The sequence below is a fragment of the Halolamina salina genome (assembly GCF_042678005.1).
Taxonomy (GTDB): domain Archaea; phylum Halobacteriota; class Halobacteria; order Halobacteriales; family Haloferacaceae; genus Halolamina; species Halolamina salina.
On the sequence record NZ_JBHUDH010000130.1, the window covers coordinates 11,047 to 21,617 of the forward strand.

The 10,571-nt window shown below is 68.0% G+C and carries 12 protein-coding genes and 2 tRNA genes; 6 read left to right on the forward strand and 8 right to left on the reverse strand.

Annotation, left to right across the window (positions count from 1 at the left end; translation table 11 throughout):
* Positions 1–182: 182 nt before the first annotated feature.
* A tRNA-His gene (locus tag ACFR9S_RS11305) sits at positions 183–253 on the reverse strand.
* 114 nt (positions 254–367) lie between these two features.
* On the opposite strand from ACFR9S_RS11305, the gene ACFR9S_RS11310 reads away from it, so the two are divergent.
* Positions 368–823 carry a DUF5814 domain-containing protein gene (locus ACFR9S_RS11310; protein WP_379731077.1) on the forward strand — a complete coding sequence of 152 codons (456 nt, stop codon included), beginning with the start codon at positions 368–370 and terminating at the stop codon, positions 821–823.
* Here ACFR9S_RS11310 and ACFR9S_RS11315 read toward each other — a convergent pair whose 3' ends face one another.
* Positions 824–1,210 (reverse strand): ribbon-helix-helix protein, CopG family, encoded by a 387-nt coding sequence (locus tag ACFR9S_RS11315; RefSeq protein WP_379731078.1) that lies wholly within the window; start codon positions 1,208–1,210, stop codon positions 824–826. It lies immediately after the preceding gene.
* Positions 1,211–1,325: 115 nt separating this feature from the next.
* Between ACFR9S_RS11315 and ACFR9S_RS11320 the strand changes: the two genes are divergently transcribed.
* Positions 1,326–1,520, forward strand: coding sequence for a cold-shock protein (locus ACFR9S_RS11320; RefSeq protein ID WP_049981782.1), 195 nt, complete (start codon positions 1,326–1,328; stop codon positions 1,518–1,520).
* 78 nt (positions 1,521–1,598) lie between these two features.
* Here the strand turns inward: ACFR9S_RS11320 and ACFR9S_RS11325 are convergent, their stop codons facing one another.
* A complete protein-coding gene (locus ACFR9S_RS11325) occupies positions 1,599–3,449 on the reverse strand; it encodes an ABC transporter ATP-binding protein (RefSeq protein WP_379818690.1) in 1,851 nt (616 codons plus the stop codon).
* Positions 3,450–3,726: 277 nt separating this feature from the next.
* Here ACFR9S_RS11325 and ACFR9S_RS11330 point away from each other — a divergent pair, with 277 nt between their 5' ends.
* Positions 3,727–4,227 carry an acyltransferase gene (locus ACFR9S_RS11330; RefSeq protein WP_379731080.1) on the forward strand — a complete coding sequence of 167 codons (501 nt, stop codon included), beginning with the start codon at positions 3,727–3,729 and terminating at the stop codon, positions 4,225–4,227.
* A gap of 13 nt (positions 4,228–4,240) precedes the next feature.
* Here the strand turns inward: ACFR9S_RS11330 and ACFR9S_RS11335 are convergent, their stop codons facing one another.
* Together ACFR9S_RS11335 and dacZ are read right to left on the reverse strand one after the other, a co-directional pair.
* On the reverse strand, positions 4,241–5,035 hold the full coding sequence (locus ACFR9S_RS11335) for a mechanosensitive ion channel domain-containing protein (protein WP_379731081.1): 795 nt from the start codon (positions 5,033–5,035) through the stop codon (positions 4,241–4,243).
* Positions 5,036–5,043: 8 nt separating this feature from the next.
* Positions 5,044–5,850 (reverse strand): diadenylate cyclase DacZ, encoded by an 807-nt coding sequence (dacZ, locus tag ACFR9S_RS11340; RefSeq protein WP_379731082.1) that lies wholly within the window; start codon positions 5,848–5,850, stop codon positions 5,044–5,046.
* Between the two features lie 121 nt (positions 5,851–5,971).
* Between dacZ and ACFR9S_RS11345 the strand changes: the two genes are divergently transcribed.
* The gene (locus ACFR9S_RS11345; protein WP_379731083.1) at positions 5,972–7,138 is read left to right on the forward strand and encodes an AI-2E family transporter; all 1,167 of its coding nucleotides are present in this window, start codon (positions 5,972–5,974) and stop codon (positions 7,136–7,138) included.
* A 286-nt stretch (positions 7,139–7,424) separates the two neighbouring features.
* Here ACFR9S_RS11345 and ACFR9S_RS11350 read toward each other — a convergent pair.
* Positions 7,425–7,509, reverse strand: a tRNA-Leu gene (locus ACFR9S_RS11350).
* Positions 7,510–7,606: 97 nt separating this feature from the next.
* Here ACFR9S_RS11350 and ACFR9S_RS11355 point away from each other — a divergent pair.
* Complete coding sequence (locus ACFR9S_RS11355; protein ID WP_379731084.1) at positions 7,607–8,167, forward strand: DUF6149 family protein; 561 nt, start codon at positions 7,607–7,609, stop codon at positions 8,165–8,167.
* Between the two features lie 7 nt (positions 8,168–8,174).
* Here ACFR9S_RS11355 and ACFR9S_RS11360 read toward each other — a convergent pair whose 3' ends face one another.
* Together ACFR9S_RS11360 and ACFR9S_RS11365 are read right to left on the reverse strand one after the other, a co-directional pair.
* The gene (locus tag ACFR9S_RS11360; RefSeq protein ID WP_379818691.1) at positions 8,175–9,041 is read right to left on the reverse strand and encodes a class 1 fructose-bisphosphatase; all 867 of its coding nucleotides are present in this window, start codon (positions 9,039–9,041) and stop codon (positions 8,175–8,177) included.
* Positions 9,041–9,862: a class I fructose-bisphosphate aldolase gene (locus ACFR9S_RS11365; protein WP_379730921.1), complete on the reverse strand. Its 822-nt coding sequence runs from the start codon at positions 9,860–9,862 to the stop codon at positions 9,041–9,043. The genes ACFR9S_RS11360 and ACFR9S_RS11365 overlap by 1 nt, the downstream gene beginning before the upstream one ends.
* 132 nt (positions 9,863–9,994) lie before the next feature.
* On the opposite strand from ACFR9S_RS11365, the gene ACFR9S_RS11370 reads away from it, so the two are divergent.
* Positions 9,995–10,571, forward strand: a 577-nt coding sequence (locus tag ACFR9S_RS11370; protein WP_379818692.1) for a PA domain-containing protein, incomplete at its 3' end; no start/stop codon positions are given.

Genomic DNA, 10,571 nt, shown 5'->3' on the forward strand with positions numbered 1-10,571 from the left:
GTGGGGACTCGGCGCTGCGCCGGGCTTCATGCCCGGCGCACTGCGGTCACAAGTAGTCAAGCATCGAGATGCTGTGCCGTTGCGGTTGCTGTCTGACCGACGACGTACGTGAACATAGCCGATAAGTGAGGATGCGGGATTCGACGAGCCTTCGGCTGCTCACGTTCGTTCGCAGCCAGAAGGTCCGGGCGCGGGAATTGAACCCGCGTCTCAGCCCCCACAAGGCTGAAGGATACCACTACCCCAGCCCGGACACAGCGATTCCTACCACGGTTTCAGGGAAATACGTTACGACATTCCCGGCCCCGTGACACGCCGCCGCAGGGGAGCGGGAGGCTTTTGCCGCCGACTCGCGTAACCGCCGGTAGTGGCGATCACCGACAAGATCTACGTCAAGAACCACCGGCAGATCGCCTCCCAACTGGAGCGCTCGATCCCCAAGGGCGCGTTCAAGGGGGCGACGCTGGACCTGCTGTTCACGGGCGACGGCATCGAGAAACTCGACGAGGCGACCCGCGAGAAGGTGCTCGACTTCGCGGAGGACTTCCTCGACTGCGACTGCGACAACAACCCCTACTGCGGCCACCCCGAGGAGAAGTTCGTCCAGTACCTGCTCGAACTCCGCGCGCAGGGACTGGGTCCCGACGCCATCGTCGACACGATGTCCGCGGAGTACATGCTGTACGCCTACTCGGGGGACGTGCTCTCCTTCCTCGACAGCTCGATCCGACGGCTGGAGGCCGTCGAGTCGCTGGCAGAAGTCGAAGGGGACCAGGAGGCCGCACGCCGCGCTCGCGAAGCCAAGCAGGAACTCTCGGGCTGACTACCCGATCTGGTACGTGTTCTCGTCGCCGTCGAGGTCCTCGAGCTTGACGACCTCTTCCGTCTCGTCGGCCTGCTCGCGCAGGTAGTCGATGTAGCGTTTGTGCTCCTCCAGCTGCTCGCGCAGGTGGTCGGCCTCCAGCTCCAGCCGCTCGTGCTCGCGGATGAAGCTCTTCGGCACCTCCACCGTCGGCGGGAAGCTCTCGTCGTCCTCGGCCTCCCGATCGGCGGGGACGAGATCCACCTGCCCGTCGTGGGCGACGAGCGTGTCGACGTAGTCCCGAAACACCGCCGACAACGAGATCTCGCGCTCCTCCGCGATCTCCCGCAGCGCCTCGAACGCATCCTCGTCGACGCGGAAGGAGATCGTCTTGCTCTTGGTCCCCATCTCGCCCGGCGGTTGTGAGCGGCCGAACTTAAGCGTTTGTGGGCGGCGAACCGACGAGCGCGGCGGTCGCGCTCTCGAAAGGGTTATCCGGGAGCGGGTCGTTGCTTCGGTTGCAATGGCGACTGGAACGGTTGATTTCTTCAACGACACGGGCGGTTACGGTTTCATCGAGACTGAGGACGCAGACGAGGACGTCTTCTTCCACATGGAAGACGTGGGCGGCCCGGACCTCGAGGAAGGCCAGGAAGTTGAGTTTGACATCGAACAGGCCGACAAGGGCCCCCGCGCGACGAACCTGACCCGCCTGTAAGTCGGTTCTTCGCTGCGGATTTCTGCGTTTATTACACTGAACAGCGGTAGCCCCGGCGATCGGTCGTCGGCCGAGCCCTCAGCGGGCGCGTGCCGGCGTGACCGTCTCGCCGACGTGGAGCCGCCAGAGCTCCGCGTACAGTCCGTCCGCGTCGAGTAGCTCCCCGTGGCTGCCGCGTTCGACTATCTCTCCGTCCTCAAATGCCAGCAGCCGGTCGGCGTCCCGGACCGTCGAGAGTCGGTGAGCGATCGCGATCGTCGTCCGCCCCGCACGCGCCTCGGCGAGGCTCTCCTGCAGGAGCAGTTCCGTCCGGTTGTCGACGTGGCTGGTCGCCTCGTCGAGCAGGAGGATCGGCGGATCGGGTAGGATCGCCCGCGCGATCGCCAGCCGCTGTCGCTGCCCGCCCGAGAGCCGCGTCCCGCGCTCGCCGATCCGGGTGTCGTACCCCTCGGGCAGGTCGGTGACGAACTCGTGGGCGTTCGCCCGCTTCGCCGCGTCGACGACCGCCGCGCGATCAGCGTCGGGGACGCCGTAGGCGATGTTCTCGGCGACGCTACCGTCGAACAGGTAAGGGTCCTGACTTACGTAGCCGACCTGCTCGCGGAGGTCGGAGGCGGCCACCCCAGTGGTGTCGGCGCCGTCGACGGCGATCGTCCCCGAGTCAGGGTCGTAGAACCGCAGCAGGAGTCTGAGCACCGTCGACTTCCCGGCACCGGTCGGCCCGATCAGTCCGACGAACTCCCCGGGCTCGACGGCGAAGGAGACACTCCGGAGTGCGGGATCGGTCGCTTCCGGGTAGCCGAAGCGTACGTCCTCGAAGGCGACGGCCCCCGACACGTCGCCGAGAGCGTTCCCGCCCTTGGCGTTCCCCGTCGGGTACCGAAGCAGGCCGAGGACGCGCTTGGCGGACGCCCGTGCGTCGGTGTAGCCGTCGGCCACGTCAGCCAGCCGCGAGGACTCGCCGACGAACATCCCGCTGTAGAAGTAGAACGTCACGAACGTCCCGGCCGAGAGCTGTCGGGTGAACGGCCCCGGCGGCCCGAACAGCAGCCACGAGCCGCCGACCGCGACGACGAGAAAGCCCGTGGCCACGGAGACGCCGCGGCGCGCGGCGAAAAACAGCGCCGAGAGCTTCCCGGCCGCCCAGTCGGCCCGCCAGTACGCCCGTGACTCGTCGGCGACTCGCTCGGACTCCGCCTCCGCAGCGGCGAAGGCTTTCACCGTCTCGATCCCCTCGACTGCCTGCTGAATCCGGGTGTTCAGCGCGCCGACCGCCTCCCGCCGCTCGTCGTACCGCGGCTCGACCGCGCGCTGGTAGCCGGCGACCAACAGGGCCATCACCGGCGCGGGGGCGAGGACCGCGAGAGTCAGCTGCCAGTGGATCGCCAGCATCGCCACGAGGGTCGCGACGAAGAACGCCCCTGTTCGGACGGCTCGCTGGAGCCCGTCGTCGAGGAACGACTCGAGTTGGTTCACGTCGTTGTTGAGCACGCTCATCACCTCGCCGGTGCGTTCGCTCTCGAACACTGGAACGCCGAGCAGCCCCGCGGCGTCGAACGCGTCGGTCCGAAGGTCGTGCAGCATCGAGCCCCGGAGCCACCGCCACGACGCCCGACGGAGGGCGTTGGTTCCGACGTTGACGACGCCGGCGAACAGGAACGCCCCAAGCAGGAGCCGGAACTGGCTGCCGGTGTCGACGGGGAGCCACCCCGAAGGGACGAGTGGCAGCGAGAGGCCGCTCCCGAGCAGGAACCCGTCGACGAACTGGCCGAGCAAGTACGGCGCGACGAGTGTCGACAGCCGCCACAGTACCGTGGTGACGACCGCGGCGCCGAACAGCGCCCGCCGACCGGGAACGTATCGCCGAAGCATCGCGAGGACCGGCCAGTCCTGTTCGGCCGCGGCGTCGGTGATCGACGGGAGGCTCATCGCCGCCACCTCGGGAGCGGGCAGTCCCGGACCGTGTCGACGCCGTGGGTGGGACCGACGGCGCGGATCGGGCCGATCGGTAGTGTGCGTCTCGGTTCAGCAGGTCGTACCGTCGTGGTGTCTCGTTGCATCGTGACACCGCTGCGGGCGGCGGCCGGCGGGGCCCAGCACAGTGCTGCGGCTCCCGCCGAGAGAAGACGGACGGAACGATTTTCGGGGAGAACTTAAATCGGTCGCTGCCCCCTGTCGTTTTGTCTCCCCCCGACCAACCCCGTCCATGAGCGACGACACGCGGTTCGAGCGACTGGACCGCCACGCCACGCCCGGCCCGCGGAACTCCCTCCGGCACTGGCCCGACGCCAAGTCCCCGCTCCGCGTGGCACTGAACTACGTCGCCGTCTGGCTGATCCGGATCTCCCCCAGCCTCCGGTTCAAGAACTGGCTGCTCCGGCGGCTCGGCGCCGACGTGGGGGCGGGCGTCTCGTGGGGGCTGGAGGCCACCCCGGACGTGTTCTGGCCCGAGCGCATCACGCTGGGCGAGGACGCCATCGTCGGCTACGACGCGACGCTGCTCTGTCACGAGTTCTTACAGGAGGAGTACCGCCTCGGCGACGTGGTCGTCGGCGATCGGGCGATGATCGGCGCGGGCGCGATCGTCCTCCCGGGCGTCGAGATCGGCGACGACGCGCAGGTCGCGGCGAACTCGCTGGTGACCGAGGACGTGCCCGAGGGCGAAACCGTCGCGGGCGTGCCCGCGGAGCCGCTGGACCGGGAGTGACGCCTCGGCGGCGTCAGTCGTCGTGGACGATCACAATCCCGCCCTCGAACACGCGGTCGTTCGGGACGATGTACTCCTCGCCGTCGGACTCGATGTGTGTGACGAACACGTCGATCTCCTGGACGACGCCGCGCTGACCGTTGATCTTCACCGTGTCGCCGATACCGTAGGGCTCGTTCAGGAACAGGTACAGCCCCGCGGCCGCGGAGGTGAGCATCTGCTTGCCGGCGACGACGCCGAACACCACCAGCGCGAGGGCGTACAGCGCCAGCAGCACGACCAGCGCGAACGTCGCGACGCCGATCTGATCCAGCGCGAGCACGGTCGCGACGTAGACGACGCTGTACTTCGCCGCGGTCGGGACGATCCCGATCTGGGGGAGCTTGACGCTCCGCAGCCGCTCGGAGAGCACGAGTTCGACCTTGTCACCGACGATGACGCCGACGATCAGGATCAACACGGCGACGAAGAAGCTGGGGAAGAAGCCGGTCGCCTGCGACCAGAACTGCTCGGCGTAACTCCGCTCCGCGATGGAGACGGCGACGATTGCGCCGAGGATGACGATGAACCACCCCGAGAGCTGTGAGAGGATCGCAACCGTCGAGGTGCCGATCCCGCGGGCGGTGCGCTCGAACGCCGTCCCCTCAATCGTCTCCGGCAAGCCCGCCCGTCTGAGCAGTCCGGCGTTGACTTTGACGACCAGCCACGCGAGAAGCACCGCGAGGACGAACACCCCGAGTGCGAGCCAGATCCGCTCGGGAACCGCGCCCAGCGGGCCGCCGGCCTCGAACCCGGATTGGAGGGCCATCGGGGGCATCAGTAGTCCTCCGGGTCGATCTCCAGAATCAGCTCGCCGCCTTTGAACGCCCGGACCATCCCGTCGGACTCCGAGAGCACGATCGCGGTCGCGTTGGTCGCCCGGGTGACCGCCGCGCCGGCCATGTGGCGGGTGCCCAGCCCCTTCGGGATGTCCACGCCCTCGGCCCCCGGTTCGAGGTAGCGGTACGCGGAGACGATCTTCCCGGAGTCGCTGATGACGAACGCGCCGTCGAGCCGCGAGAACTCCTTGAGCATCACGTTCACGATCGGGTCGCCGACGTGGACGTGGGACTTCTCGAAGGGGTTGTAGCTGAGCGGCCGGGACTTGTTCATCACCTTCCCGGCGTCGCCGATCACGAACAGCGCGCCGACGGGCTTGCCCTTCTGGCCTTTCTTCCCCAGTTCGATCACCACCTCGAACACGTCGCGGATGACCCCCGGATCCGCACGCGAGTTCGCGAACAGGTCGTACACGCCGGAGTGCATCGACTCGTCGGCGCGGACGCGCACGACGGAGTCGTGTTCGTCGAACACGCTGACGACGCACGCCACCTCGTCGCCGTCGTCGACGACACCGCGGTCCATCGCGCCCTCGACGCCGAACTTGATCCGGTCGCGGACGTTCTCGAACTCCAGCGGTAGCTCGACGAACACCTCGGCGTCGACGACGTTCTCCGGCGCGATAACCACAACCTCCCCGTCGAGATCCTCGAAGCGTTCGTAGAACCCGCTGCTGGGGGAGAACACGAACACCGCGTCCAGATCCGCCGTCAGGTCGTCGAGGAGATCGGCAGGGGTCGACATTATCAAGAATAATCCCGCCCGTGGATCAAAGGGTTTGTGGGTCCGTCAGACGGGCGTCCGACGCCGCCCCTGCGGGGAGCTTCCCAGCAAGCTTTAGACGGAACGCGCTGATGGGTCGCGTATGGACGAGAGACGGCTGATTATCGCCCTGTTCGGCGTGGCCGTCACGGCCATGGTCGGCTTCCTCGCACACCGGTTCATCGCCCCGCTGACGGTGTCGGTGTTCCTCTACTACTCGACGCGTCGGTACTTCAAGTTCCTCCGGCGGCTCCGGCTCCCCGCGCGGGTGCGGGCGGTGACGGTGCTCGCCTCGCTCGCGGTGCCGCTGTTGCTGCTCGTGAGCTACGCGACGGTGCTACTGGTGATCGAGGCACGGTCGTTCGTGGAGCAGTACTCGCTGCTCGACGTGGCGGCGACGGAGGTCGAGTGGCTCGGCGGGATCGACCGCATCCCCGAGTTCACCGTGCAGGGGCTGTACGAGGCGTACCAGTCGGGCGACCTCTCGCCGTTCATCCAGTTCGCGACCGACCACGCGGAGCTGTTGACCTCGCTGGTCTCGGGCTTCTTCCTCAACCTCTTCGTCGTCGTGATCGTCACCTACTACCTGCTGATCGACGGCCGGCGGATGCGCGACTGGCTGCTCCGGTTCGACGACGACGCCATCATCCGGGAGTATCTGGAGGCCGCCGACGAGGAGTTGGAGTCGGTGCTGTTCGGCAACCTCCTGAACGTGATCGCCATCTCGCTGATCGCGATCGCGTCGTTCACCGCCTACAACGCCGTCGCCCCCGCGCCGGCGGAGGTCCCCTACCCCGCGCTGGCGGGGACGCTGACGGGGATCGCGAGCCTGATCCCGGTGGTGGGGATGAAGATCGTCTACCTCCCGCTGACGGCGATCGCCGCGCTCCCGATCGTGCTCGGCGGCGACCAGTCGCTGCTCGTCTACGTCGTCGGCTTCCTCGCCGTCGCGGTCGTCGTCGTCGACACGATCCCGGACATCCTCCTGCGGCCGATCCTGAGCGGCGAGACCACTCACGTCGGACTCCTGATGCTCGCGTACACGCTCGGGCCGGTGGTGCTGGGGTTCTACGGCCTGTTCTTCGCGCCGATCGTGCTGGTGATCGCCATGACGTTCGCCCAGACCGCCCTACCGCGGCTGCTCGGCGCCGACGAGGACGATGGGATCTCCTCGGACCAGATGCGGCTGCGTGACTTCACGGAGCAGCGGAGCTTCCGGGAGAGCGTCCGGGAGCGGGTTCGGGACGGCATGCCCGGGAGCGATCGGTAGTGGCTGCACAGTTCGGTACGTAAAGACCGCTCTGCCGTTTCTTCAAAACGATACGCGGGACCGGATTCGAACCACGGTCGGACGTGCTCGCTCGCTGCGCGCGACCTCCCTGCTTCGAATCCTCATAGCGATTTTCTCCCTCGCTGTCGCTCGGACAGAAAATGCGCGGGACCGGATTCGAACCGGAGCGAGAAATGCTCGCTCACTCCGTTCACTGTGCGTTCCTCGCAAGGTTCGGAATCCTCACGTGGCGCATACATGCCTCTCACGTTCGTTCGAGGCAGTATGCGCGGGACCGGATTCGAACCGGCGGACCCCTACGGGATAGCGTCCTAAGCGCTACGCCTTTGGCCTGGCTCGGCAACCCGCGCGCACCCCCACCTACGGCCCAATCGCCGTAAGAAACTGTCGTTCCGGGCGACGCCGCCGGCCCCCAACTACTCCCGTCTCGCTCCCGAAACGACGCCCATGCGTCTCCACCAGAGCTGGAAAAACTACGCCACGCAGCTGCTCCTCGAACGGGAGATCCCCCTCGTCACCGACTGGACGCGCTCGTGGCTGGTCGATCTCCACGCCGACTTCTTCGTCGAGCACAGCGAGCAGGACGGCACAGCCCGCCGCCCCCTGTTCGACGCGCTGTTCGACGCCGCCATCGACGTCTACCTCGCCGCGCTCCGCGAGGGATACCCCGAGGCACAGGCCCGCGAGATCACCCACATCCAAGGGTCGTGGACGTTCATCCGGCACGGCTGGGGCGAACTGATCGAGTTCCCGCCCGACGAGTCTGCCGCGTACTACGAGCGCTACGAGGCGTTCTACGACCGTCACGACTGCTCGCCGAAGGATCCATTCGGGGAGTTCGCACCCGCGGATGGCCTCCCGGACGCGCCCGAAACGCCGGAGCGCCTGAACGGCGACTACCCGTTCGCGGCGTCGGGGCTGGACGACGGCGTCTACGTCGTCGACGAGAACACCGAGGTCAGACTGGAGTGTGGCGTCGACGCCGAAGACATCACACCGAGCGCCTGACTTCGATTCAGTCCGCGAGCGCCGCCTCCAGCCGCTCGACGTACGCCTCGTTCCCGACGTGAACGGGCACGCGCTGGTGGAGATCCGTCGGTTCGACCGACAGCAGCGACTGCTCGCCGTCCGAGGAGGCGCCGCCGGCGGCCTCGATTATCTTCGCGATCGGTGCGCCCTCGAACTGCAGGCGAAGCTTCCCGTTCGGCGCCGACTCGAGCGCGGGGTAGGCGAAGATCCCGCCGTAGCTCAGCACCTGATTCACGTCGCCGACCATCGCGCCGCCGTAGCGGAGTTTGAGCTCCGACTCCACCTCGCGGGCGTACTCGCGGAACGCGTCGGGCCACTCCGGCACTCGGCCGCCGAAGCCGTAGACGACGGGATCGTCCGGGAGGGAGACGTCCTCCTCGACCGCGCGGGCCTCCCCGCCGTCGATCACGGAGGTCGTCACCGTCCCCTCGCGGGCGACGGTCATCGTCGTGATCGGGCCGTAGAGCACGTACGCCGCGGCGACGAGGCTCTCTCCCGCCGCGGGTAGGGACTCGTCGGCGATCCCGACGATCGTCCCCATCGCGTTGTTGGAAGCGAGGTTCGAGGAGCCGTCGAGCGGGTCGATCGCGACCGCCACGTCGCCCTCGCCGGGCGCGCCGTCGCCGGTGTCGACGACCGCCTCCCGCTCCTCGCTGGCGAACTCGGCGACGCCGTCGATGGCGCCCAGCGCCTCGAAGAACAGTTCGTCGGCGTGAACGTCGGCGGCGGTGACGCTCTCGCCGGAGGGGTTCTCGACGCCCGCCTCCGTGAGTCGTCGGCCCGGGAGGCCGCCGCGCACGTCCGGGGCGACCGCCGCGACCGTCTCGAGCACGTCGTCGACGGTGTCGCTCATCAGTCGAGCGTCGCCTGCTCGCCGTGGCTCTCGACGGCGGCCAGCGCCTCTTCAACGGACGTCTCCTCGAAGATGATCTTCTCCAGCCCGTCGAGCAGCGCCTCGGGGTTCTCCCGCTGGAACACGTTCCGGCCGACCGCGAGCCCCTTCGCGCCGGCGTCCATTGCCTCCTTCACCGTCGAGAGGAACGCCTCGTCGGAGGCCTTCGAGCCGCCGGACATCACCACGTCCGTCGACGCCGCGGCGTCGCAGGCGTGGGCCATCGCCTCGGGGTCGCCGGGGTACTTGATCTTCGCCACGTCGGCGCCGAGTTCGAGGCCGAGTCGGGCCGCGTAGGAGATCACGGAGGGCTTGGTGTCGTTCTTGACGCCCTGCCCGCGCGGGTAGGACCACATGACGACGCCCATGTCCCGGTCGCGTGCTTCCTCCTGTGCCTCGGCGAACTCCTCGGCCATCTCCACCTCGTGGTTCGAGCCGCCGTAGAGGGTGAAACCGATTGCGTCGGCGCCGAGCTCGTCGGCGTACTCGACGCTCCAGTTCACGGCGGAGTCGTGCTCGCCCATCCAGAGGTTCGAGGTGCCGTTGATCTTCGCGAGCAGATTGACCTCTTCCTCGTAGTCGGGGTAGTGGGCCTCGGCGACGCCCTTGCCGACCGCCAGCGCGGTCACGGCGTCGTGGGTCGCCACGTCGAAGACGTGCTCGGGGTTCATCGACTCCGGCACCGCCTCGAAGTCCACGGGACCGTGTTCGAGACCGTGATCGTACGCCAGGATCAGCAGTTTGCCGTCGCGCGAGATGGGGTCAGTTGCGCCGGGGATCATGTTCTGCGTTCGGGCGAGTCGGCACAAAAAGCTATCCAACGGGCGCCGGGAAGCCCGCCGCCGCTCGCGTCGCCCTACCGGCTCTTTCCGCGACCCGCACCCCTTTATCCCGCGGCCGAAACAGCGTCGAATATGGTTCACCTACCCGACGCCGTCGTCGGCGACGCACAGACGAGCCTGTTCGCCTGGAACCGGCTCGAGGAGCTCGTCGACGTGGGCAACCGCATGGCCGGGCAGACCGGCGAGGCAGCCGGCGCCGAGATCATCCGCGAGGCGTTCGAGGACGCCGGACTCCGAAACCCCCACATCGAGGAGTTCGAGATCCCCGGCTGGTGGCGCGGCAGCTCCTCGCTGACCGTCGAGTCGCCGAACGAGCGCGTCCACGAGGGGAGTCACCAGGTCGTCGCGCTCCCGGGCACGCCCGCGGGCGAGGCGACGGCGCCGATCGTCGACGTGGGCGACGGCACCTACGAGGAGTTCGAGGCCAAAAGCGCCGAGCTCGACGGCGCGATCGCGATGGCGACGAGCGACACGCCCGAGTCGGCCGACCGCTGGCTCCACCGGATGGAGAAATACGTCAACGCGGCCGACCACGGCGCGGTGGCGTTCGTGTTCCGGAACCACATCGAGGGCGCGCTGCCGCCGACGGGCGAGGTCGGCTACAACAACCGCCCCGGCCCGATCCCCGCCGTCGGCGTCTCGAAGGAGG

Excerpts from the sequence above, each read along its gene's own strand:
- ACFR9S_RS11345 (WP_379731083.1), top strand. The coding sequence starts at position 5,972 with ATGGACGAGAGACGGCTGATTATCGCCCTGTTCGGCGTGGCCGTCACG.
- ACFR9S_RS11330 (WP_379731080.1), top strand. The coding sequence starts at position 3,727 with ATGAGCGACGACACGCGGTTCGAGCGACTGGACCGCCACGCCACGCCC.
- ACFR9S_RS11320 (WP_049981782.1), top strand. The coding sequence starts at position 1,326 with ATGGCGACTGGAACGGTTGATTTCTTCAACGACACGGGCGGTTACGGT.
- dacZ (WP_379731082.1), bottom strand. The coding sequence starts at position 5,850 with ATGTCGACCCCTGCCGATCTCCTCGACGACCTGACGGCGGATCTGGAC.
- ACFR9S_RS11325 (WP_379818690.1), bottom strand. The coding sequence starts at position 3,449 with ATGAGCCTCCCGTCGATCACCGACGCCGCGGCCGAACAGGACTGGCCG.
- ACFR9S_RS11365 (WP_379730921.1), bottom strand. The coding sequence starts at position 9,862 with ATGATCCCCGGCGCAACTGACCCCATCTCGCGCGACGGCAAACTGCTG.
- ACFR9S_RS11315 (WP_379731078.1), bottom strand. The coding sequence starts at position 1,210 with ATGGGGACCAAGAGCAAGACGATCTCCTTCCGCGTCGACGAGGATGCG.
- ACFR9S_RS11360 (WP_379818691.1), bottom strand. The coding sequence starts at position 9,041 with ATGAGCGACACCGTCGACGACGTGCTCGAGACGGTCGCGGCGGTCGCC.
- ACFR9S_RS11355 (WP_379731084.1), top strand. The coding sequence starts at position 7,607 with ATGCGTCTCCACCAGAGCTGGAAAAACTACGCCACGCAGCTGCTCCTC.
- ACFR9S_RS11335 (WP_379731081.1), bottom strand. The coding sequence starts at position 5,035 with ATGGCCCTCCAATCCGGGTTCGAGGCCGGCGGCCCGCTGGGCGCGGTT.